Below are 22,219 nucleotides of genomic sequence, written 5' to 3' on the forward strand. Positions count from 1 at the left end.
TATCTGTCACTCCGCGGGTTCCGGCGCCAGGAAATCCAGGCTGCCAGTCAACGACCGCGATATGCCCATCTGTGCGAACCCGGATTGCAGCGCGTCGAATTCCGCATGGGTGCGGGGGTCCATCCCGGCGCGTCCGGCCTCGGCCAGGATACGGGTCTGGCGGATGGACAGATCGACCATCGGCAGGGGTTCCGAGGCGGTAAAGGCCGCAAGATCGTCGGCGAAGGCAACCGCGCGGTCCCACTCGTGCCGCGCCAGCATCACCGCGCTGGCGTCGGAATAGAAATGCAGGTGGCTGTGGCCCACGCAACCCTCGGCGATGATGGCGGCGCCCTGCGCCAGCAGATCGTCTTGCCGATCGGGATCATCCAGCGCCAGCGCCAGTGCCGAAAGGGCTTTGGGGCCGACGAAGTTGCGTCCGTGTTCCAACGCGATGTCAACGGCCTGTCCCCCCGTTTCGCGCGCCGCGCTGACCTCTCCGATATAGGCCTGAGTCCGGGCAAGATGCTCCAGCGCCTGCGCCTCAAGCCGTTTGGCCCCAACGCGCTGGGCGATCGCGGCAGATTGGGCGAATGCGTCACGCGCGCCGTCGAGGTCTCCCTGAAAAGTGCAGGCCACACCCAGACAGGTCTGGGCCACGCATTCGGGGACGAAGGCAAAGTATTTCTGGCTGATCTCGATGGCTTCCTGCGCGTCGGCGCGGCCCTGGGCGACGTCTCCGGAGTAGCTGCGGGCAACGCTCAGATTGTGCAGGTTGGCTGCCAGATCGCGCACCAGACCGTGTTCGCGTGCCCGCTCGACCGCCTGCGTGTAAAATGTGGCAGCCGTCTGCATGGTCGCGTTCATGAAATTGGCGTCGCCAAAGCCGCTGAGCGCACCGACCTCCAGCCGCGCCGATCCCAGCTTGCGGGCCAGCTTCAGGGCGATTTCGTTGCTGTCCATGGCGTCCTGAACCCGGCCGAGCGGGAAATAGATGTTGCCCCGCACATAGTTGATCTGCGCCAGATCCCGTTCCAGACCGCTGCGTCTGGCGGCGTCTTCGGCAATGTCCAGGCTGTTCAGCGCATCCTGATACCGGCTAGCCTGACGGGCGGCCTGGGCCAGGCCGATATGGACCCGGCAGATCTGTTCGTCGCTGTCGGCCAGCGCCGCCGCTTCGCTGAATTCCCGCAGGGCGTCGTCGGACAGCCCCTGAAGCCGGTGGATTTCGGCGCGTGCGCAGTACAGGTCCAGCCGAACGTCCGGCGAGGCAGGCAATTCGAGGGCGCGCTCGATCAGGGGATTGGCATCGTCGAACTGGAACGACTGGATCAGGTTTTCTGCCGCCTCCAGATAGGCCAGGGCCGCATTCGGGGCGCCGGCCCGGTCCAGATGCCTTGCCCGCAAGGTGGCGTCTTTGCCTTCGTACCACCGGGCGGCCTGTTCATGCAGCCGGGCGCGTTCGGATTTGACCAGCGTCGCGTACGAGCCGTCGCGGATCAGGGCGTGAGCGAACATCAGATCGGACCCGGTTTCGCGGATCAGCGCGGTGCGGGTCAGGGTCGAGATGTCCAGTTGATCTTCGCCCAGCAGAAAGCTCAGAACCTCGGGCGAGAACCGTTGCCCCAGAACCGAGGCCGACTGGATCGCCGCCCGGCTGCTCCGGTCCAGCCCGTCCAGCCGCGATTGCACGATACCCTGGATGCTGCCCGGAACGGTTTCGCGGGTCAGGGCATCGATGTTGCGCAGCAATTGTTCAAGAAACAGGGGGTTGCCGCCCGCACGCTGAACGCAGGTTTCCAGAAGCGCGGGGTCGATGGCAGTGAATTCCTCGACCAGCATGCGGGCCTGCGCGTCACCCATCGGGGACAATTCCAGTTTTGAGATCAGCGCGCCGTCGGTGGCCATTTCCCAATCGCGATCAATCGGATCGCCTTCCACCCGACTTGTCATCTGAAGGACACAGGGCAGATCCCGCGTTGCCGCAGCGATCTGGCAGCATTGGGTCAGGATCTCGGGCGAGGCCCAGTGGATGTCCTCGACCTGGATCAGCAGGGGGGTCTCGCGGCTGCGGGCCCTCAGCAGATCTTCGATTACCTGACGCCGGCCGCGCATGCGCGCGGCGTTGTCCATCGCAGCATACACCTCGGCCAGGCCGGGCTCTTGTTCGAGGTCGAGCAGGGCGCTCAGATGGGCCGAACCGGCCGGGCTGACCCAGCCCCGGTCGATGGCTTGCCGGACGGCGTCGGCTCCTGCACCGCGGGCGTCCGATGGGTCCAGTCCCATCAGGCTTCGGGCGATGGACTGGATGGCGGAATGCCCTTCGCGGGTCCCGAAATCCATCACCACGCCGGAATGCACGGCGTAGGACAGGCTTTCGGCCAGGTCCGCCACCTGTTCGGAAAAGTGGGTCTTGCCGATGCCGGGTTCGCCCAGAACGATATGCACCTCGCCCTTGCCGTGTTGCTTGCAGCGGTCGAATGTGGCCGAGAACAGCGACAGCTCGCGGGCGCGTCCGATGAACTTGTGCCGGCGCGCGCGGATGTTCCGGGTCAGGCGATCCAGGCGCCAGACTTCGACATCCTTGTTCAGGCCCTTGATGGCCTTCGTGCCGATCGCCTCGCCGACGAACAGCGGCCCCAGGGCCCTCTGGATGTCGTGCGACACCAGTGTCTCGCCCGGGGCCGAGATATCGGTCAGGCGCGAGGCCAGGTTCACGCCGTCGCCCGTCACCGTGTATTCGGTATGGGCCGCGCTGCCGGTGTTGCTGGCGATGACCTGCCCCGAGGCGATGCCGATATGGCACGACAGCGGCGGGTCCAGCGTGGGCAAGGCGGCGTGGATCTCCAGCGCGGCGCGTGCGGCCCGTTCGGTGTCGTTGGTATGCGAGATCGGTGCTCCGAACACGGCCATCACGGCGTCGCCGATATGCTTGTCGATCCGGCCACCGTACTTTTCGACCGCGCGATCGACCTTGCCGAAGAATGCGTTCAAAAGGGCGTGGATGTCCTCGGCGTCGCGCTCGCTGGACAGTTTCGTGAACCCGGTCAGGTCGGCGAACAGAACGGTGACCTGCCGTCTCGCCGGTTCCGGCGCGGTCGCAGGCTGGTAGGGGGTAACGGTTTCGGGTTCATCCAGTTCGGCGATGGCGCGCAGCAGCCGCCGGCGGTCGCCCACGGCGGTGACGCCGATCTCGCGCAGGTCCTCTCCCGTCAATTCGGGAAGGATCGCCAGATCGATCTTGTTGTCCGTGAACGCCTGGGTGTAGTCCGACAACCCAAGCGCGCTCAGCCATTCCTTCAGGTCGCCAGACATCGGGGCCCTCAGAAGCATCCACCCAAGCGCAGCCTAGACCAGAACACAGGGCCGAGTCTGCATTTTTCGTGCCAAAGGCGTATGATGTCTATGCATTTACTGGGGCGCCCTTCCCGAGACCGAGCCATACCTACAGGCAGATTCCAAGCTCTCAGCCTTGCAAAAACCTGAGTGCAGGTCTGTCGATTCGTCAGGGCAATACCGGCTGCGACTTGATCCAGATTAAGTCGACATTGACTCGCGCAGACTATGCACGCAGCACGAACGGAGTACCACGCATGTTGAACAAACTGGTGGGCGGCAAATGTCTGCAGTCGCAAGCAGGCGGGTGTTCCTGACGGTGCGCCTGTCTTGCGAAGACGACGGAGCAATGTGGCCGCCGGGAGCGGACCGCGACAATTTCCCCGATCTCTGAACGAGTTGCGGCGACTGTGTCGCGGCTTGCCCCGAGAAGGGTCTGGTGCTGAACGCCCGCGCCTGCCGGTTTTCCAGCCGCAGGATGCGGGCTGTACCTTCTGCGGCGACTGCACCAATGTGTGCAAGACCAAGGCGCTGGACCTGGCCCGGTTTGCTTATGGCCGTGGAGCGCGCAGGTGGCCGCTACCAGCCTGTCTATGAACGCGGTCAGCTGCCGGATCTGTCAGGACTGTTGCGACCAGGGCGCCATCGGGTTTCGTTTGAAGACCGGCGGATTGGCCGACCCCGTCCTGAACGAAGACGCCTGCATCGGCTGCGGAGCCTGCGCCACCGCATGTCCTGCGGGCGCGATCACGTTGCAGCGGGCACAACATCTGGAGGCCGCCGAATGAATATCTGCGGATGCCTGGTTCATCTCGCGCCGACCTACACCGCCTCGGCCCGGTCGGCAATTGCCGGGTTCGACGGGGTCGAAATCCATGCCGAGGCCGAGGATGGCCGGTTCGTGGTGATCGTCGAGGATACGCCCGAACGCCTAGCCTCGGAGACGATCATGGACCTGCACCAGATCCCCGGGGTCGTGTCCCTGACCTATCACCATTTCGAAGATCTCGCGGAGACCCGCCCGCGTCCTGAAACTCCCAGCCAAGATTCCAGCCGGCGGCCCTCGTCATGACCATTACCGAATCTCGCCGCACGTTTCTGAAAGCAACTGCCGCCGCCGCGACAGCTTCCGCGGCCGGTATCCCGCTGGCAACGGGCCAGGCTGCGGCCCAAGTCGCCAATGCTGACATCCGCTGGGACAAGGCACCGTGCCGGTTCTGCGGTACGGGCTGCTCGGTTCTGGTGGGCAACAAGGATGGCCGCGTGGTCGCCACCCAGGGCGACCCTGACGCGCCGGTGAACCGGGGGCTGAACTGCATCAAGGGCTATTTCCTGTCCAAGATCATGTACGGCAAGGACCGTCTGACCACCCACTGCTGCGCAAGTCGAACGGCGTCTACGACAAGAACGGCGAGTTCTAGCCCGTCAGCTGGGACGAAGGCTTCGACGTGATGGCCCAGAAGTGGAAAGAGGCGCTGGTCAAGAAAAGTCCGACCAGCGTGGGCATGTTCGGCTCAGGGCAGTGGACCGTGTGGGAGGGCTATGCCGCGGCCAAGCTGATGAAGGCCTGGTTCCGATCGAACAACATCGACCCGAACGCGCGGCACTGCATGGCCTCGGCCGTGGTGGGCTTCATGCGCCCTTCGGCATCGACGAACCCATAGGCTGCTATGACGACCTCGAACATGGCCGAGATGCACCCGATTCGGTGGTCGCGCCTGACTGATACGCGCCTGACCAAGCCGGCGCGCAGGTGCATGTGCTGTCCACCTTCGAGCACCGCTCGTTCGAGCTGGCCGACAACGGCATCATCTTCAAGCCGCAGACCGACCCGGCGATCCTGAACTACATCGCCAACTTCATCATCCAGACCGGCGCGGTGAACGAGGACTTCGTCAAGAACCACGTCAACATCACCAAGACCGCCACCGACATCGGCTACGGCCTGCGCGAGACCCACCCGCTGCAACAGGCCGCGGCGCATCCGGACTCGGGCAAGCTGGAGCCGATCTCGTTCGAGGAATATTCTGCCTCGGTCGCGGATTACACGCTGGAATACGTGTCCGAGCTGTCGGGCGTGCCGGCGAGCCAGCTCGAGCGACTGGCCAAGGAATATGCCGATCCGAACCGCAAGATCGCCGAGACCAATTGGAACATCCCCGCAGGCACCATCCCGGCCAAGCTGGGTTTCCACGCGGTTCTGCAGCACCGCAAACTGAAGGATGGCGACCTGAACGTCTATTGGGTGCCGTGCAACAACAACATGCAGGCCGCGCCCAACATGAACGAAGAGGGCTATCCCGGCTATCGCAACCCCGACAACTTCATCGTCGTGTCGGACCCGTACCCGACCGTCACCGCGGTTTCGGCCGACCTGATCCTGCCCACCGCCATGTGGGTCGAGAAGGAGGGCGCCTATGGCAACGCCGAACGCCGCACCCAGTTCTGGCGTAAGCAGGTCAAGGCCCCCGGGCGATGCCAAGTCGGACCTGTGGCAGCAGATGGAGTTCTCGAAACGCTTCACCGTCGAGGAGGTCTGGGACGAAGAACTGCTTGCCAAGATGCCCGAGCATCGCGGCAAGACCCTGTTCGAGGTGCTGTTCGCCAACGGCAAGGTCGACAAATATCCGGTGTCGGAGACCGCTGAAGGGGTCCACAACGACGAATCCGAGCATTTCGGTTTCTAAGTCCAGAAGGGCCTGTTCGAGGAATATCCCAGCTTTGGCCGCGGCAAAGCGCATGACCTTGCACCGTTCGAAACCTATCATCAGGCGCGCGGGCTGCGCTGGCCGGTCGTGGACGGGAAAGAGACGCTCTTTCGCTTCCGCGAAGGCTATGACCCGTATGTGCCCGAAGGCGCCGAGGTGAAATTCTATGGCCACAAGGACGGCAAGGCCAAGATCATCTTTGCGCGCTACAAGCCGGCGGCCGAGGAGCCGGACGAGGAATACGATCTGTGGCTGTGCACCGGCCGGGTGCTGGAGCACTGGCATTTCGGGTCGATGACCCGCCGCGTGCCCGAGTTGCACCGCGCCTTCCCCGCCGCCGTGGTGTTCATGCACCCTGAGGACGCCAAGGAACGCGGCGTGCGCCGCGGGCAGGAGATCGTGCTGTCCACCCGCCGCGGCGAGGTGATCAGCCGGGTCGAGACCCGCGGGCGCAACAAAGTGCCGCGTGGCCTCGTGTTCATGCCGTGGTTCGGCGAGGGCCAGCTGACCAACAAGCTGACACTGGATGCGACCTGTCCGCTGTCGAAAGAGACGTACTTCAAGAAATGCGCCTGCAACGTTGAGCGGGCGTAAGGGCAGGGGTCGCAAAGGTCGGGTGTGATGTCTTTGGTCGGCAAACCTCTTTCGCCGCAACGGCGCCGGTTCCTGCAGGATTCGGCGCGCGCGGCGGGTGGCTGTTTGGTCGCCGGGTCGTTGCTGGCCTTTCTGGCCCGCGACGCCCGCGCCCTGCCGGCCGAGGCCCTGCGGCCGCCGGGGGCGTTGCCCGAAGATGGCTTTCTGGACGCCTGCATCCGCTGCGGGTTGTGCGTCCGCGACTGTCCCTATGAAACGCTGAAGCTGGCCGAGTTGGGTGTCGATGCGGTGGCGACCGGCACGCCGTACTTCATCGCTCGCGATGCGCCCTGCGAGATGTGCGAAGACATCCCCTGTGTCGCGGCCTGCCCGACCGGGGCGCTGGACAACCTTGCCGCACCGGGCGGGTACGAACCGGGTTACAACCTTCCAGGGGCAGGCCAATGACGGCGCGCGCGCATATGCCCGTCGGGCACGAGACCCGCGAGGTCAAAGGATGGGTCGGCGCGCATGGGTTCCTGCTGCTGCGGCGCTTCAGTCAGGTTTTCTTTCTGGTGCTGTTACTGCTGGGGCCGTGGTTCGGCATCTGGATCGTCAAGGGCACGCTGGCCGGATCGCTGACGCTGGACCTGCTGCCGCTGACCGATCCGTTCATCCTGCTGCAGGAGCTGATGGCTGGCCACTGGCGCTGATCCGCGGGCTGATCGTTCTGGTGACCTATGCGCTGATTGGCGGGCGGGTCTGTTGTTCCTGGGTGTGCCCGATCAAACCTGTTACGGACGCCCCGCATTGGCTGCACCGTCGGCTGGACCTGCCCAAGGGCTGGCAGCCCAAACGCAGCACCCGGCTGTTGATACTGGTGAGGGTTCTGATCGTGTCGGCCCTGACCGGCGTAATCGCATGGGAACTGGTGAACCCCATCACAATGCTGCACCGCGGGCTGGTCTTTGGCATGGGTTTTTTCTGGGCGATGGTCGTGGCGATTTTTGATTTTGACCTGTTTGTGGCCCGGCAAGGCTGGTGCGGCCACATCTGCCCGGTCGGCGCCTTCTACGGCCTGATCGGCGCCAAAAGCCTGCTGCGGGTCAGCGCCACCAATCGCGCCGCCTGTGATGACTGCATGGATTGTTATGCGGTCTGCCCGGAAAACCAGGGGATCTCGCCCGCGCTGAAGGGCAAGCCGGGATCCAGCCCGCTGATCCTGTCGCCCGATTGCACAACATGCGGCCGCTGCATCAATGTGTGCTCGGTCGATGTCTTCAAACTTACCCACCGGTTCAATGACGCCGACGTCGCGCCACCCGATCCGGCCGCCGCGCCTCAGGCGCGTGCCGCCAGACCTGTGTAAGGGAGTGCCAAGATGAGAAAATCGATAGCGACAGGCGCAATGGCCCTGATCCCGGTGCTTCTTGTGGGTGGGCTTGCCTTTGCGCAATCCGCCCAGGTGTCGAGCTTGCGCGGTGCGGATGTGAAGGAGCCCGTCATCCTGGACGAGGTCCACCGCAACGTCGAGGGCCGCATGCAGCGCAACTATCGCCAGCAGCCGGCGTTGATCCCGCACAAGATCGTCCAGTAGCAGATCGACATCCGCACCAATCAAGGCCTGTCTTGCCACGACTGGACCAAGGCCGGTGAGCGCAACGCGCCGACCCTGTCGATGACCCACTATCTGGATCGCGAAGGCAATGAGCTCGATCAGATCGCGGGCACTCGGTATTTCTGCAACCAGTGCCACGTGCCGCAGGCGGATGTGCCAGCCCTGGTCGACAACCTGTTCCAGCCCTCGGCCGGAAACTGATCCAGCTTCGGACTGAAAGGAGCACCCGAAATGGCAGACTCACCTGAAAAGCGCGGCTTGATTGGCCGCATCTGGGCGTGGATCTGGACAGCGGCCACTGCGTTCAGCGCAGGCTTTCTGGTCTTGGCGGGCTTTCTGGCCGGCATCCTGTTCTGGGGTGGTTTCCACTGGACGCTTGAGATGACGAATACCGAAGAATTCTGCGTCTCGTGCCACACGATGGAAACCAACCTTGGCGAATACCGGGAAACGATCCACTACAACTACCACTCCGGCGTACGGGCCATCTGTTCAGATTGCCACGTGCCGAAAGAATGGAGCTTCAAGATCGAAGCCAAGATCATAACGGTCAAAGACGTCTATCACGAGCTGGTCGGCACAATCAGCACGCCCGAGAAATACGAGGATCACCGCCTGCAGATGGCCTCGGCTGTCTTGAAAAAAAGATGAAGACTTCGGACAGCCGCGAATGCCGCAACTGTCACAATTTCGAATACATGGACTTCACCATTCAGGAAACGCGCGCCGCCAACGAGCACCAGCGTGCGATCGACGAGAACATGACCTGCATCGACTGCCACCAGGGCATCGCGCACAGCCTGCCGCCGGGCTATCTGGAAGAGTATCAGAAAGTGGTCGCATCGCTGGAGCCGGTGACTGGCACCGAGGTGGTGCAAAGTACCGGCGCGGCCGAGATCCGGTCATTCCTGAACAGCACATCCGACTAGGAGTGGTACGACATGCTTGAGATTTTGGGGACGATCGGCGGCAACATCCTGAGCCTGCCCGGCATTCTGGGCCTTGCACTGGGCATGATGACGCGCAAGCTGTGGCTGGGTGCGGTTCTGGGTGCGGCCGTGGGTTTGCTGGAAACCCTGGCCTTTGCCAATTGGCAGTTCAGCAATGTCGAAACGCTGGAGTTGTCGATCGGAGTTCTGGTCGGTTTGCTGGCAGGCACCGTGGGCAGCGCCATCCGGATCAAGGGCGCCACGGTCTGAGGTTCGGGGCGCGCGCGGGGGCGGCGACCAAGTCTCAGTCCTAGCGCTTCTTGAGGTGCCGGATAATCGCATGGCAAGCAGTCGGGCCAGCCCCGGGGTCATGGTGCCAAGCGGGTCGCGCAAAACGGCCTTGAGGCCCTGCACCGTATCGCGGGCTTCGGCCGGCGTGTCCTGAAATTCGGCCTCGATATCCGCGATCGCCATGTTGCGCAGCTTGGCCACCGGCGCGGTGTCGGTTTCGGCGCTGATCGAATTGGCAACGACCGGAAAAACCAGCGCCACACCAAGATTGACCACCCCAGCGACCAGAGCGGCCACCGGTTTCGACATGGTGGTCGTCAGGGCAAGATAGCCCGCGATGTTCAGCATCACGACGGCCAGCGCCGCCGCCAGCCCCGCGGCTGCGAAAAAGCCCGTACTTTTCGCCAGAACCGTCAGGTTGCGCTGGGCTATCAGGCGTTCGGTTCGCAGAATGATGGACGCGTTTCGTGAAATGCGGCTCATCTGTCACCCTCCTAGCGCACGGTCTATCATGTAGCGCAGGGCACAGACCCCGAGGGCGAACAGGATCGCCTTCTTGTGGGGCAGCGAATCCAGTTCGGTCAGGACGTCATCAAGCTCGCTGGACCATTCGTCCAACGTTTCCGGCAGCTTCTCGGAGAGGTCGCTTTTCGCGGCCTTCGCGTCGGACTCTAACGAGGCCGGGGGGCTGTTGTTCCGAGCTTTCTTCGAGCTGGCGTTTCAAATCTGCGACCTGCTTTTCAAGCTCGGCCTTGGTGACCATGGGTCTTTCTTTCTGCTGTCCGAGGGGTGCGTCGCCGTGTCGGTGGAATTTATGACTACGCGACAGTCCCATGTTGAGACATCGGGCAAGCAGCAGCACGCCCCGGGCTGAAAATCCGTTTTTCGCAGCGGGAATTATCATCTTGATTTGACAGAGGTGCAACATTTTCGTGATAGCTGCATTTCCGTCTCTTTTCCGCCCGATTCTTCCTTGATAGGTGTGCCCGCGTAAGGGGTGATACGTTAAAAGGTTTGGGCAGGCAGATGAACGCCAAGTATGACAATCGCGCAGCGGTTTTTTGGTCGCAGACGGAAATCGACGGTTTAGAAGCGGCGCCCTTGGCCGATTTGACCGTCGGGTCCGCCTGGTCTTTGATGGGCCGGGTCACCTATCTGCGCGATGTCGGGCACGTGATGTCCGCGCAAGCGGTGGCATCAGCAAGCAGGGCGGCGCAGTCACGGTCGGCTTCGCAGCTGTCCGGGTTTGAACCGTACGCGCCGATTGCCAGGGTTGTGCTGACAAATGGCGCTCAGAGTTTCGAGGCGGAATTGGCGCTTGTCGATGGCGCCAAAGAGCCGGTGTTGTTCTTCGAAAACGGATGCCCCGCCCGTGGTCAGGAATTCTGGGTCAGCGCGGTGAACGCGGTCACCCGGACCGATGCGCACGGCGCGACCCAAGCGAACGTGCTTGCTTTCCCGCCGAATGCGGCAAAGGGCCGGGGGCGGGCTTGCGCGAAATAGGTTGCAGTTTTCGGCGCGGATTTCCTTGGTCCGCCGAGACCGGCCGTTCACCCTTTTGGCGGAATTGTTACGCATGCGTGTTGACTCTGCAGGTTCGGCAGATATAAGCGCGGCTCCATTGGTGTTGGTGGCCCCCGCAAGGGGATGCCTGTCATGGGGGAGACCTCAAGAGGACAACGCCCTTCATAGTGGCCCGCTGGGCCTCGACCTAACGAAGGAGATCAGCCGTGACCAAACGCACGTCTGCCAAGTACAAAATCGACCGCCGGATGGGCGAAAACATCTGGGGTCGTCCGAAATCCCCGGTCAACCGCCGCGAATACGGCCCCGGCCAGCACGGCCAGCGCCGCAAGGGCAAGCTGTCGGACTTTGGCCTGCAACTGCGCGCCAAGCAGAAGCTGAAAGGCTACTACGGCGACCTGACCGAAAAGCAGTTCCGCCGCATCTACGCCGAAGCCGAGCGTGTGAAGGGCGATACCGGTGAAAACCTGATCGGCCTGCTCGAGCGCCGTCTGGACGCCGTGGTCTATCGCGCCAAGTTCGTGCCGACCGTGTTCGCCGCACGTCAATTCGTGAACCACGGCCATGTCAAGGTGAACGGCAAGCGGGTGAACATCCCCAGCTACCGCGTCAAGGAAGGCGACGTGATCGAGGTCCGCGACAAGTCCAAGCAGCTGGCCGTCGTTCTGGAAGCGGTTGCCCTGGCCGAGCGTGACGTGCCGGATTACCTGGATGTCGACCACTCGAAGATGACCGCGACCTTCGTGCGCACCCCGTCGCTGGGCGACGTGCCGTACCCGGTCATGATGGAACCCAACCTGGTCGTCGAATTCTACGCCAAGAACTAAGACGGCGGCATTCGCGAATTTGGGGCCGTACGCTGCAAGGCGTGCGGCCCTTTTCGTTGTCAAGTCCGTGCGCGCTTCCTGTCAAGGAAAGGGGGTCCCGTGCCCGCCAAACTCAGCATCGAGCATATCCTCGAACGAACTATCTGTGCGCTGCGTTGGTTCATGGCGCCGCTCTATCTAGGCCTGGGCCTAACCATCGGTCTTTTGATGGTCGTGTTCCTGCGCGAGCTTGCCCACTATCTGCCGCAGGCCATGGAGATGAGCGCTGAAACCGCGATCCTGACGACTCTGACGTTGATCGACCCGTGTCTGGTCGGCCTGGTTGGACAAGATCGATTTTTCCGAGCTTGAAGATCAAACTTCTGGGCTCGATCGTGGAAATTTCGGCGATCCATCTTCTGAAGCTGCTGATGGAGATCAGCAAGGAAAAGGATGCGCCTGTTGATGCCAAGCAGATCCGGTGGTTTTCTGCGATTCATGCGGTTCTGGTCGCTTCGGGCCTTCTGCTGGGGGGTATGGATTGGCTGAAGGAGCGGGCCGTCCCGGCCAATCACGGCACAATCAAGAACGGCCGGGCGTCGGATCACTGACACCCCGCGCGGGCCGGCGGGGCCGTATGTCGGCCCGGCCTCGGCCACGCAGAGTTTACAGAGGCAGCGGTCGTCCTTCGGCAATGGCCTCCATCGCGAAATACGAGGTCACGCTGTCCAACTCGACCTTCTCGATCAGGCGCTGATAAACCTTGTCATAACTCGCCATATCCTGCGTGACGACCTTGAGCTGATAGTCATAGTCGCCGCCGATCCGGTGGAAATCCACAACCTCGGGAATGGTGAGGACATGGCTGCGAAAGGCCTTCAGCCACTCAGCCGAGTGGTGACGCGTGCGCAGCATCACGAACACCACCAGGTTCAACCCCAGTTTTTCGCGCGCGATCCGGGCTGTTGAGCCCGTGAGCACACCCGCGTCGTTCAGCGCCTTGAGGCGTCGCCAGCACGCGTTTTGAGACAGGCCGACACGCTCGGCCAGTTCCCGCTGGGACAGAGTCGCGTCCTTTTGCAGTTCGCGAAGAAGGCGTGTGTCAATTTGATCTATTTTTCCGAACATAATGGATCATATGACCCATAATCGCGGTAATTCAAGCAAAGAAAGGTGAAGTTTTCTCGCGAAAACCCGATCATATTCAGAGGCGCAGTATGGAGCCAATGACATGACCCTGTCCCATTTTCGTGCAGAAATCCAAGCCGCCACTCGCAAGTCGACCCTGCGCGACGGGCTGATCGGAGAGAACGTTCTGATCCCGGGTCTGCATGGGGACGTGCCGCTTGTGTACGCGGATTACGTTGCCTCGGGCCGCGCATTACGGCAGGTCGAGGATTTTGTGGCCCAGCAGGTGTTGCCGTTCTATGCGAACAGCCACACTGAGGCCTCCTATTGCGGTTCCTACATGACGCGACTGCGCCGCGAGGCGCGCGCGGAAATAGCCCGCATCGTTGGCGCGAGGGGAGATGACGCGGTGATCTTCACCGGGTCCGGTGCCACTGCGGGGCTCAACCGGCTGGTCAGTTTGATGGGAGTGCAAGAGGCTGACCGGCCGGTTGTCTTGATCGGCCCGTACGAGCACCATTCGAACATCCTGCCCTGGCGCGAGAGCAAGGCGCAGGTCATCGAGATCCCCGAAGGCCCCGAGGGCGGGCCGGACATGGCGGTGCTGGAACAGACGCTGATCGAGCATTCGGATTCGGATCTGGTGATCGGGTCATTTTCGGCGGCGTCGAACGTTACGGGCGTGATCACCGACCCCGATCCGGTGACGCGGCTGCTGAAACGGCACGGGGCGCGCGCGGTCTGGGATTACGCCGGGGGTGGGCCCTATCTGCCGATGGATATGGGGCCGGACGAAGCGCGCAAGGATGCCATCGTCGGTTCTCCGCACAAGTTTCCGGGAGGGCCGGGGGCTTCGGGTGTTCTGATCGTGACCCAGAGCGCCGTGCGCCGCACCTGTCCCAGCTGGCCGGGCGGGGGCACGGTCAGCTTCGTTTCGCCCTGGCGCCACGACTACAGCTCCGATCTGGCCACCCGCGAGGAGGCGGGAACCCCGAACGTGATCGGCGACATCCGCGCAGCCCTGGCCTTCATCGTCAAGGATTCCGTGGGCACCGACGAGATCGCCCGGCGCGAGGCGCTGTACAACCGCATGGCGCTGGAGGGATGGCGTGACAACCCGAACCTGACACTGTTGGGTGTGGATCACCCGCACCGCCTGCCGATCTTTTCCTTCCTGGTGCGCGACAACACCGGGCAACCGGTGCACCAACAGCTATTCACCCGGATGCTCAGCGACATCTACGGGATTCAGGCGCGCGGCGGGTGTGCCTGCGCCGGCCCCTATGCGCATCGGCTGCTGGGTATCGACAAGGCGGCCTCGGAGGCGCTGCATGCGGCGTTGTCGGCCGGGGAAGAGATGAAGAAACCGGGTTGGGTGCGGCTGAACTTCTCGTACATGATGACCGAGGACACGGTTAAGTTCATCATCGACAGCGTCAATGACCTGTCGCGCCGCACGCAGGAATACGCCCCGTTCTACGCCGCCGATCCGGCAACCGCCCGCTTCAAGGCGGCGTGACGGAATTGCCGCTTTTCCCAAGGCCTTGAGACCTGTATGAGGGGCGCAACGAACGGAGCCCCTCATGAACAAGATCACCCCACAACCCGGCATCATGGACATCGCGCTGTATCAGGGCGGCCAGTCGCATGTCGAGGGCGTGGAAAACGTCATCAAGCTGAGTTCCAACGAAAACCCCTTTGGCCCCAGCCCCAAGGCGATCGAAGCCGTGCGCGACAGCGCCACGATGCTGCATCGCTATCCGGTGACCGATCACTACAACCTGCGCGCCGCGATCGGCGAGCGGCACGGGCTGGACCCCGACCGGATCATTTGTGGCGTGGGCAGTGACGAAGTGCTGCAATTCGTGGCCCAAGCCTATGCCGGGCCGGGGGACGAGGTGATCCATACCGAGCATGGATTCTCGATGTACCCGATCATCGCCCGTATGGCCGGCGCGACCCCGGTCGAGGTGCCCGAGCGCGACCGCAAGGTCGATGTCGATGCGATCCTCGCCGCGGTGACCGACCGCACCCGGATCGTTTTCGTGACCAACCCGGGCAATCCGACCTCTACCATGATCTCGGACGCCGAACTGACGCGCCTGGCCGAGGGCCTGCCGCAGACCTGCCTGATGGTCCTGGATGGCGCCTACGCGGAATTCGTACCGGGCTTTGACGGCGGCGCCGGTCTGGTGGACCGGTTCGAGAACGTAATCATGACCCGCACCTTCTCGAAGATTTACGGGCTGGGCGGCATGCGGGTCGGCTGGGGCTATGCGCAACGCGAAATCATCGACGTGCTGAACCGCGTTCGCCAGCCCTTCAACCTGTCGCTGACGGCCATCGCAGCAGCGGAGGCCGCCGTGGCCGATGTGGAATATGTCGAGTTCTGTCGGGCAGAGAACGCGCGCTTGCGCGAATGGCTGTCGGCCGAACTGGCCAAGATCGGCGTTCCGTCTGATCCGTCCTGCACCAATTTCATCCTCGCGCGGTTCGTGGATCAGGCCGAGGCTGAGGCCTGCGACGCCTATCTGCAATCGAAAGGTTTGATCGTGCGCCGGGTTGCGGGCTACAAGTTGCCCAACGCACTGCGGATCACCGTGGGCGACGAAAAGGCCTGTCGCCGCGTGGTTGCGGCCATCACCGCGTTCAAAGGGGGCGCCGCATGAGCCAGATCTATGATCGCGTGGCGCTGATCGGGTTGGGCCTGATCGCCTCTTCGATGTACTGGGCGATCAAGCGCGCTGGGCTGGCGGGCGAGGTGACAGGCTATGCCCGGTCCGAGGCCACCCGCGACACTGCGCGGCGCATCGGGCTTTGCGACCGGGTCTGCGACACCGCGCAAGAGGCGGTCGAGGGCGCCGATCTGGTTGTCCTGTGTGTTCCGGTCGGGGCGATGGGCGCCGTCGCCAAGGACATCGCGCCGGTGCTAAAGCCCGGCGCGACCGTGTCGGATGTCGGCTCGGTCAAGCGGCACGTTATTCAGGATGTCGGTCCGCATATCCCCGAAGGCGTGCATTTCGTCCCCGCCCACCCGCTGGCCGGGACCGAGCATTCCGGCCCCGAATCCGGCTTTGCCGAGCTGTTCGACAACCGCTGGTGCCTGCTGGTTCCGGTCGAAGGGTCTGACACCGGCGCCATCGCCCGCCTGCGCGCCTTGTGGGAAGGGATGGGGTCCAATGTCGACGAGATGGATGCTGATCACCACGATCTGGTTCTGGCCGTCACCAGCCACGCGCCGCACCTGATCGCCTATACGATGGTGGGTGTGGCCGACGACCTGCGGCGCGTCACCGACTCCGAGGTCATCAAGTACTCTGCCGCCGGTTTCCGTGATTTCACCCGGATCGCGGCCTCGGACCCGACCATGTGGCGCGACGTGTTCCTGACCAACAAGGACGCGACGTTGGAAATCCTCGGTCGCTTTACCGAAGAGCTGTTTGCCCTCCAGCGCGCGATTCGCACGGGCGATGGTCAGCAGCTGTTCGACTATTTCACCCGCACCAGGGCGATCCGGCGCGGCATCATCGACGCGGGTCAGGACACCGACGCCCCCGATTTCGGACGGGTAAAGGCCAAGTCATGAGGGCGGCTCGGGGAACGATCTTGTCGATGGTGGCGGCGGTTCTGGCCCAGGCTGCCAGCGCCGCGGCGCCCGATTCTTCCTTGGTTCCGATTGCACGGCCTGTGCCCGACACGAACCTGGTCACGGCGGCCTATGTCCCGGCAGGGACCGCAACCCCGATCACCGTTTCAGAAAGGACGCGACCCGTGTTGCGGCCCGTTTCCGCTCAGTTTCTGGCTGTTGCCGCGCGCCCGGCTGCACTGCCGTTCCTCGCGCCGGATTCGTCCTTGAAACCTTATCTGCGACCCGAAACGCTGGAACAGGAAATCCTTTTCAGGAAACGCAAACTGCAAAAGGGATCGGTGTGCGGCGACATTGCCATACAGGGCAAGCCGGTCGGCACCGTACCCGGCAAGATCCAGGCCTGCGGGATCAAGGAAGCGGTCCAAATCACGTCCGTGTCGGGCGTGGCGCTCAGCCGGCCGTCGAAGATGGATTGCGGCACGGCCATCGCGTTGAACAAATGGGTCGACAAGACCGTCAAACCGACGTTCAAACGGCGCGGTCCAGTGGTCGAACTGCAGGTTGCCGCACACTACGCTTGCCGCACCCGGAACAACCGGAAAGGCGCCAGGATCTCGGAACATGGCAAGGGTCGGGCCATTGATATCTCGGGGTTCAAAATGGCCGATGGCGAGGTGGTGACAGTTCTGGACGGGTGGCGCAAGAACCCCTCGAAGAAGCAGCTGACCAAGATCTGGCGCGGAGCGTGCGGGCCGTTCGGAACGGTTCTGGGGCCGAATTCCGACCGTTATCACCGGGATCATTTCCATCTGGATACCGCCCGTTACCGCCGCGGCCCCTACTGCCGCTAACGCAGGATCAGGCGCGGAGCAGGCCCCAACGGCAACGGGCCGAGCGCCACGAACCCGTCGCGGAAATTCAGCTGCAGATCCAGCGCATTTGGATTACCCCCCAGTCCGGCCAGCAGGTTCAGTGCCCGCGTGACCGGATCAACGGCTTGATCGGGCAGGGCACCCGCAGCATTGGCCATGGCGATCATGTCGCGCCAGTTCTCGGCCTTGATCGCCATTTCGCCGACTGGGATACCCTGTTCATCAACCTCCAACGCGCCGGTTGCCAGCAGCCGCAGTTCGCCCCATTGCACCTCGGCAAGGTGCAGGTCGATCAGGCGGGGTTGCGGACGGCGTTGCTCCAGCGCGGAACGGTCCCAGGTTTTGTCGAAGGTTACGTTCATGTCCAGCTTCAGCGTCTCGAACGCCTGCGGCAGGGACGTGGCCGAGCGCATGAGTGCGCGCAGATCGTCCCCGGGCGAGAACGCATCCGAGTTGATCTTGACGGCATAGCTCTCAGGTGTCTCGACCTGCTCCATCATCAGATGCAGCGATCCGGCGGCCGCGGACTCGGTTCCATCGCGCATGACCGACCACGGACCCGCTGACAGGGCCATCCGTTCCAACTCCAACGCCACGCCCGGTCGCAGGTGAAGTTCGGCCTGTAGGTCCCGGGCCTGAATGGTCGCCGTCTGGTCGAAATACGACAGCCTCTGCGGCGTGTCGGCAAACCGCAACACTTGCCGCCCGGGCCAGATGGCGGGGCTTTGAAACTCGATCCAGTCGGCGCTCCAGGCCGTGCCTGTCGCCGGATCCGCCAGCGCCGGGCTGTCCAACCGGGTGCGGTGATGCAGTGGATAGCCCGAGGTATGGACCTGTGCGAAATCCGCCAGCCAGCCCCGGGCCTGCTGATGGTCGAACCATCCGGTGATCGCGCTGCGCAACCCGTACCCGGCGATGGCCCAATACGCGCTCCAGACGACCGCAAGAAAAATCAGAACTCGTATCAGTCGGCGCATGGGGAATGGCCCTTTTTCCTGCCTCGGAATTGATGTTTATAGGCCCAAACGGGCAAGGGCCAGAACTATGACGATGTGGGTATTCGGATACGGGTCGCTTTTGTGGAATCCGGGCTTTCCGGTAGCCCGGCGCGAACACGCGACGCTGCATGGCTATGCCCGGTCGTTCTGCATGCGGTCGATCCACCACCGGGGAACCGAAGAAAACCCCGGGCTGGTCCTGGCGCTGGATGAACATCCCAGTGCGCACTGCAAGGGCCTGGCGCTGGCGGTCGAGCGGGGCCACGAGGCGCGCACGCTGGACGAACTGCGCGAGCGGGAGTTGATCTCGTCGGCCTATGTGGAAAAGATGCTGGACGTACAGTTGGATGCCGGAGGAACCGTGAATGCGGTGACCTATGTGATCGACCCCGACCATGTGCAGTATTGCGGCGGTCTGCCGTTGGAAGAGCAGGCGCAGATCATAGCCGTGGCCGTCGGCGGGCGCGGCCCCAACACCGAATATCTGTACAACACCGCCGCACATCTGGCCGAGATCGGCCTGCACGACCCGGAACTCGAGTGGTTGTCGCGACGCGTGCGCAGCCTGACCGCATAAAGCCTTGGCGTCGCCGGCGGAAATTCTGTAGATTCTCGACAAAGCAGGCAAAAACCGGGAACAACGCGCATGGCGCAGGCACAGCACGGCGCGAGACCACATTTCTCGCAACCGATCCGGCAAATCGTGATGATGCTGATCGCAATCGGTCTTTCGGGGCTGGGCGTGTTCCTGGCGCTTCCCTATGTGCGGCCGGTCTTCGAAGCGAACCCCTATCTGAACGGATTCATCCTTCTGGTCTTTGTCATCGGGGTGTTGGCCTGTTTCTATCAGGTGACGCAGTTGATCGGTTCGGTTCGCTGGATCGAGGCCTTCGTTGGCGGCGTCGTCCGCGAGGACGCCCAGACACCGCAATTGCTGGCCCCGTTGGCGTCGCTGCTGCGGTCACGCGGGGCGCGGTCCCAGCTAAATGCCAGCTCGGCCCGGTCGATTTTGGATTCGGTGGCCGTGCGGATCGAGGAAGAGCGCGAGTTCACCCGCTACATCACCAACCTTCTGATCTATCTGGGGCTGTTGGGCACCTTTTTCGGTCTGGCCACGACCGTTCCGGCCATCGTCGATACGATCCGCAGCCTGAACCCGCAGGAAGGTGAAGAAGGCCTGGCCGTGTTCAACCGTCTCATGTCCGGTCTGGAAAGCCAGCTTCAGGGCATGGGCGTGGCCTTTGGATCATCGCTGCTGGGGCTTGCGGGGTCGTTGATCGTCGGGCTGCTCGAGCTGTTTGCGGGCCACGGCCAGAACCGGTTCTACCGCGAGCTTGAGGAGTGGTTGTCCTCGATCACCCGGGTGGGGTTTGCTGCCGGCGACGAAGGCGGCGCAGAACTGGCCGTTCTGACGCCGGTTCTGGATGCGATGTCAGAACAGATGGACGCGCTGCAGGATCTGTTCGTCGCCCAGCAGGAAGACCGGGCCGAGGTCTCGGCCAGGTTGAGCAGCCTGGTCGAGGTCATTGCCGAGATGAACCAGCGCCAGGCGCAGGGCGAGGACGTAACCGCCGCGCTGGAACGTGTGGCGCTGGGGCAAGAGGCGTTGTTGGACCACATGCGCGAACATGGCGCGGGCGAGGGGATCGATGCTGAAAGCCGCATGCGCCTGCGGTCGATGGACGTGCAGTTGCTGCGCATTCTTGAAGAGATTTCGGCCGGCCGCCAGGACAGCATGAACGAGTTGCGCAAGGATTTCGAGGTACTGATCAAGGCGCTGACCTCCTCGCGCGGGGGGGTGCGACCGGCCCCGGGAGGAGACTAGATCATGGCCCTGTCCCGCCGCACCGGTCAGCGTTTTCAGGGCTCGGTCTGGCCCGGATTCGTTGATGCGATGACAGGGCTGTTGATGGTGCTGACCTTCGTGCTGACCATCTTCATGGTGGTGCAGTTCGTTCTGCGCGAAACGATTTCGGGGCAGGAGGATGAACTGACCCTGCTGTCGGACAAGGTTGCGGCGCTGGCCGACGCGCTGGGGCTGGAAGAGCGGGAAAACAGTCGCCTTCAGGCCCGCCTGGGCGCCTTGAATGCAACCCTGTCGCAGACGGAACAGGATCTGGCACAGGCACAGGCGCTGGTGTCTTCGTTGACCGCCGAGCGGGACCAGCGCGCCGCCGAACTGGAGGCCGCCCAGACGCGGATCACCGGGTTCGAGGCGCAGGTGGCCGCCCTGCTGGCCGAACAGCAGCGCACGCAGGCCCGGATCGGCGCGTTGGAAGATCAACGTCAACAGTTGCTGTCCGAACAGGAGGCGCTGAACCTGGCGCTGGCGCAAAGCCGAAACGAGATCGACGCCCAGACCGAGGCCGCGCGGCTGGCGGCGGCGCGGCGCGAGGCGCTCGAGGCGATGGTGGCGGATCTGGAAAAGGCCGGCGATGAGCAGGCGGCACAGATTTCCGAGTTGCAGTCCCGGTTGACCAACGAAGAAGCCGCCCGCTTGGCCGAGGCTGCGGCCGCCGAAGCGTTGCGTGAGAAACTGCAGGACGCGGATGCCGAACTCACGGCGATGACGCTGGCGCTCGAGGCGCAGCGGAAGGAGGCCGAAGAAACCCTGACTCTGCTGGCGGCGGCCGAGGCCGCCAAGGCCGAGCTGGAGCGGCAATTCGGTGAATTGAACCCCGAGGAACTCAAGGCCCGGCTGGAGGCGGCGCTGGCCGCCCGAACCGAGGCCGAGACAGAGGCCGACCAACAACGGCGGCTGGCCGCTGAGCGCGTGGCCCTGTTGGAGATAGCCCGTGAGACGCTGGCCGAGGAAAAGGCCATTTCGACCGAGGCGCAGCGCCAGACGGCTCTGCTGAACCAGCAGATAGCCGCTTTGCGCAATCAATTGGGGTCGCTGCAGGCTCTGTTGGATGACTACAAGGAACGCAACGCTGCCGCCGAGGTGCAGATTCAGACGCTTGGGCAGGACCTGAACGCGGCGCTGGCGCGGGCTGCTTCGGAGGAGAGGAAACGGCGGCTTCTGGAAGAGGCGGAACGGATCCGCCTTGAGGCCGAGGCCGAGAAACTGGCCGGCCAGAACCAAGAGCTTGCGCGGCAGGCAGAGGATCTGCAACGCTATCGTTCCGAGTTCTTCGGCCGGCTGCGGGACGTTCTGGGCAACCAGGAGGGTGTGCGCATCGAGGGCGACCGTTTCGTGTTCTCTTCCGAGGTTCTGTTCCCGCCGGGGTCGGCCGTCCTGTCGGAAGACGGCAAGCGCGAAGTCGCCAAGGTTGCCAACATCCTGCGCGGCGTGGCGGCAGAAATCCCATCGGAACTAAACTGGGTGATCCGTGTGGACGGTCATACCGACAACGTTCCGGTGACGCCCGGCGGGCGGTATCGCGATAATTGGGAGCTCAGTCAGGCGCGGGCCTTGTCGGTCGTGCGCTACATGGTCGACGAACTGGGAATCCCGCCCAATAGGCTTGCCGCCAACGGGTTTGGTGAGTTTCAGCCCGTGGATAACGCCGACACGTCCGAAGCCCGCGCAAGAAACCGCCGGATCGAGCTGAAGCTGACCGAACGCTGACACGGCGAATTTCGAACGGACGTCGGCAGCCGGTTGTCCGCCTCAATGCAGTTGCATATCGAAGAAAAAAGTCGCGATGGTCCCAGGCGCATCGCCTGGGCCGGTTCCTGCCATGGCAATGCAGCCTATGGCTGTGGTCGCAAGGGCAATTGTCCAGATAATTGCGATTTGGCGGGTCATACCGTTTTCCGAATTGGATGGCTGTTTCGGATTATACGGTTGGCTGGTGCCGATCCGTCGCTGGGCCCGCCAAACGGGAGCAACGAATGAAAAAACCCGGCAGCAGCGCTGCCGGGT

At 63.3% G+C, this 22,219-nt stretch carries 25 protein-coding genes and 2 pseudogenes; 22 read left to right on the forward strand and 5 right to left on the reverse strand.

Going from position 1 to position 22,219, the window contains the following annotated elements; translation table 11 throughout:
* Positions 1–6 precede the first annotated feature (6 nt).
* A complete protein-coding gene (locus AC2FNS_RS15820) occupies positions 7–3,294 on the reverse strand; it encodes an adenylate/guanylate cyclase domain-containing protein (protein WP_496711298.1) in 3,288 nt (1,095 codons plus the stop codon).
* Between the two features lie 593 nt (positions 3,295–3,887).
* On the opposite strand from AC2FNS_RS15820, the gene AC2FNS_RS15825 reads away from it, so the two are divergent.
* From AC2FNS_RS15825 to AC2FNS_RS15875, 11 genes and pseudogenes are all read left to right on the forward strand, one after another.
* The gene (locus AC2FNS_RS15825) at positions 3,888–4,103 is read left to right on the forward strand and encodes a 4Fe-4S binding protein (protein WP_496683424.1); all 216 of its coding nucleotides are present in this window, start codon (positions 3,888–3,890) and stop codon (positions 4,101–4,103) included.
* The gene (locus tag AC2FNS_RS15830; RefSeq protein ID WP_496711297.1) at positions 4,100–4,387 is read left to right on the forward strand and encodes a chaperone NapD; all 288 of its coding nucleotides are present in this window, start codon (positions 4,100–4,102) and stop codon (positions 4,385–4,387) included. The genes AC2FNS_RS15825 and AC2FNS_RS15830 overlap by 4 nt, the downstream gene beginning before the upstream one ends.
* Positions 4,384–6,617, forward strand: a pseudogene (locus AC2FNS_RS15835) (molybdopterin-dependent oxidoreductase). The gene AC2FNS_RS15830 and the pseudogene AC2FNS_RS15835 overlap by 4 nt, the downstream one beginning before the upstream one ends.
* 27 nt (positions 6,618–6,644) lie before the next feature.
* Positions 6,645–7,064, forward strand: coding sequence for a 4Fe-4S dicluster domain-containing protein (locus AC2FNS_RS15840; protein ID WP_496711296.1), 420 nt, complete (start codon positions 6,645–6,647; stop codon positions 7,062–7,064).
* The gene (locus tag AC2FNS_RS15845) at positions 7,061–7,309 is read left to right on the forward strand and encodes a hypothetical protein (RefSeq protein ID WP_496803909.1); all 249 of its coding nucleotides are present in this window, start codon (positions 7,061–7,063) and stop codon (positions 7,307–7,309) included. The genes AC2FNS_RS15840 and AC2FNS_RS15845 overlap by 4 nt, the downstream gene beginning before the upstream one ends.
* Before the next feature lie 20 nt (positions 7,310–7,329).
* Entirely contained in the window at positions 7,330–7,965 is a 636-nt protein-coding gene (gene napH, locus AC2FNS_RS15850) for a quinol dehydrogenase ferredoxin subunit NapH (RefSeq protein WP_496711294.1), read from the forward strand.
* 39 nt (positions 7,966–8,004) lie between these two features.
* Positions 8,005–8,415: pseudogene (locus tag AC2FNS_RS15855) on the forward strand (nitrate reductase cytochrome c-type subunit).
* A gap of 30 nt (positions 8,416–8,445) precedes the next feature.
* Positions 8,446–8,865, forward strand: a complete 420-nt coding sequence (locus AC2FNS_RS15860; RefSeq protein WP_496711293.1) for a NapC/NirT family cytochrome c — start codon at positions 8,446–8,448, stop codon at positions 8,863–8,865.
* On the forward strand, positions 8,862–9,143 hold the full coding sequence (locus AC2FNS_RS15865) for a NapC/NirT family cytochrome c (protein ID WP_496727595.1): 282 nt from the start codon (positions 8,862–8,864) through the stop codon (positions 9,141–9,143). The genes AC2FNS_RS15860 and AC2FNS_RS15865 overlap by 4 nt, the downstream gene beginning before the upstream one ends.
* Before the next feature lie 12 nt (positions 9,144–9,155).
* Entirely contained in the window at positions 9,156–9,413 is a 258-nt protein-coding gene (locus AC2FNS_RS15870) for a hypothetical protein (protein WP_496727594.1), read from the forward strand.
* Positions 9,414–9,615: 202 nt separating this feature from the next.
* Complete coding sequence (locus tag AC2FNS_RS15875) at positions 9,616–9,765, forward strand: hypothetical protein (protein WP_496727593.1); 150 nt, start codon at positions 9,616–9,618, stop codon at positions 9,763–9,765.
* A 155-nt stretch (positions 9,766–9,920) separates the two neighbouring features.
* On the opposite strand, the gene AC2FNS_RS15880 is transcribed toward AC2FNS_RS15875, so the two are convergent.
* Entirely contained in the window at positions 9,921–10,052 is a 132-nt protein-coding gene (locus AC2FNS_RS15880) for a hypothetical protein (RefSeq protein WP_496711286.1), read from the reverse strand.
* A gap of 408 nt (positions 10,053–10,460) precedes the next feature.
* On the opposite strand from AC2FNS_RS15880, the gene AC2FNS_RS15885 reads away from it, so the two are divergent.
* The 4 genes from AC2FNS_RS15885 to AC2FNS_RS15900 all read left to right on the forward strand — a co-directional run bounded on the left by AC2FNS_RS15885 (position 10,461) and on the right by AC2FNS_RS15900 (position 12,375).
* A complete protein-coding gene (locus AC2FNS_RS15885) occupies positions 10,461–10,937 on the forward strand; it encodes a hypothetical protein (protein ID WP_496797482.1) in 477 nt (158 codons plus the stop codon).
* Between the two features lie 227 nt (positions 10,938–11,164).
* Positions 11,165–11,785 carry a 30S ribosomal protein S4 gene (gene rpsD / locus AC2FNS_RS15890; protein WP_005981478.1) on the forward strand — a complete coding sequence of 207 codons (621 nt, stop codon included), beginning with the start codon at positions 11,165–11,167 and terminating at the stop codon, positions 11,783–11,785.
* Between the two features lie 99 nt (positions 11,786–11,884).
* Positions 11,885–12,136, forward strand: coding sequence for a YqhA family protein (locus AC2FNS_RS15895; RefSeq protein WP_496711283.1), 252 nt, complete (start codon positions 11,885–11,887; stop codon positions 12,134–12,136).
* Complete coding sequence (locus tag AC2FNS_RS15900) at positions 12,133–12,375, forward strand: hypothetical protein (protein ID WP_496711282.1); 243 nt, start codon at positions 12,133–12,135, stop codon at positions 12,373–12,375. Before AC2FNS_RS15895 ends, AC2FNS_RS15900 begins: the two co-directional genes overlap by 4 nt.
* Positions 12,376–12,430: 55 nt before the next feature.
* On the opposite strand, the gene AC2FNS_RS15905 is transcribed toward AC2FNS_RS15900, so the two are convergent.
* Positions 12,431–12,892 carry an Lrp/AsnC family transcriptional regulator gene (locus tag AC2FNS_RS15905; protein ID WP_496711281.1) on the reverse strand — a complete coding sequence of 154 codons (462 nt, stop codon included), beginning with the start codon at positions 12,890–12,892 and terminating at the stop codon, positions 12,431–12,433.
* A 103-nt stretch (positions 12,893–12,995) separates the two neighbouring features.
* Here AC2FNS_RS15905 and AC2FNS_RS15910 point away from each other — a divergent pair, with 103 nt between their 5' ends.
* The 4 genes from AC2FNS_RS15910 (at position 12,996) to AC2FNS_RS15925 (ending at position 17,332) form a co-directional block, all read left to right on the forward strand.
* Positions 12,996–14,411, forward strand: coding sequence for an aminotransferase class V-fold PLP-dependent enzyme (locus AC2FNS_RS15910; RefSeq protein WP_496803910.1), 1,416 nt, complete (start codon positions 12,996–12,998; stop codon positions 14,409–14,411).
* Positions 14,412–14,475: 64 nt separating this feature from the next.
* On the forward strand, positions 14,476–15,561 hold the full coding sequence (gene hisC, locus AC2FNS_RS15915; RefSeq protein WP_496678645.1) for a histidinol-phosphate transaminase: 1,086 nt from the start codon (positions 14,476–14,478) through the stop codon (positions 15,559–15,561).
* A complete protein-coding gene (locus AC2FNS_RS15920; protein WP_496711279.1) occupies positions 15,558–16,478 on the forward strand; it encodes a prephenate/arogenate dehydrogenase family protein in 921 nt (306 codons plus the stop codon). Before hisC ends, AC2FNS_RS15920 begins: the two co-directional genes overlap by 4 nt.
* Positions 16,475–17,332 (forward strand): extensin-like domain-containing protein, encoded by an 858-nt coding sequence (locus AC2FNS_RS15925; protein WP_496711277.1) that lies wholly within the window; start codon positions 16,475–16,477, stop codon positions 17,330–17,332. Before AC2FNS_RS15920 ends, AC2FNS_RS15925 begins: the two co-directional genes overlap by 4 nt.
* On the opposite strand, the gene AC2FNS_RS15930 is transcribed toward AC2FNS_RS15925, so the two are convergent.
* Positions 17,329–18,330 (reverse strand): DUF2125 domain-containing protein, encoded by a 1,002-nt coding sequence (locus AC2FNS_RS15930; protein ID WP_496711276.1) that lies wholly within the window; start codon positions 18,328–18,330, stop codon positions 17,329–17,331. The genes AC2FNS_RS15925 and AC2FNS_RS15930 overlap by 4 nt on opposite strands.
* Positions 18,331–18,397: 67 nt before the next feature.
* On the opposite strand from AC2FNS_RS15930, the gene AC2FNS_RS15935 reads away from it, so the two are divergent.
* The 3 genes from AC2FNS_RS15935 (at position 18,398) to AC2FNS_RS15945 (ending at position 21,922) form a co-directional block, all read left to right on the forward strand.
* Complete coding sequence (locus AC2FNS_RS15935) at positions 18,398–18,928, forward strand: gamma-glutamylcyclotransferase (protein ID WP_496711275.1); 531 nt, start codon at positions 18,398–18,400, stop codon at positions 18,926–18,928.
* Between the two features lie 69 nt (positions 18,929–18,997).
* On the forward strand, positions 18,998–20,176 hold the full coding sequence (locus AC2FNS_RS15940) for a biopolymer transporter ExbB (RefSeq protein ID WP_496678638.1): 1,179 nt from the start codon (positions 18,998–19,000) through the stop codon (positions 20,174–20,176).
* Positions 20,177–20,179: 3 nt separating this feature from the next.
* Complete coding sequence (locus tag AC2FNS_RS15945) at positions 20,180–21,922, forward strand: peptidoglycan -binding protein (RefSeq protein WP_496803911.1); 1,743 nt, start codon at positions 20,180–20,182, stop codon at positions 21,920–21,922.
* 42 nt (positions 21,923–21,964) lie between these two features.
* Here AC2FNS_RS15945 and AC2FNS_RS15950 read toward each other — a convergent pair whose 3' ends face one another.
* Positions 21,965–22,102, reverse strand: coding sequence for a hypothetical protein (locus tag AC2FNS_RS15950; RefSeq protein ID WP_496711272.1), 138 nt, complete (start codon positions 22,100–22,102; stop codon positions 21,965–21,967).
* Between the last annotated feature and the right edge of the window lie 117 nt (positions 22,103–22,219).

The organism is Ruegeria sp. BHSA191, assembly GCF_059613325.1.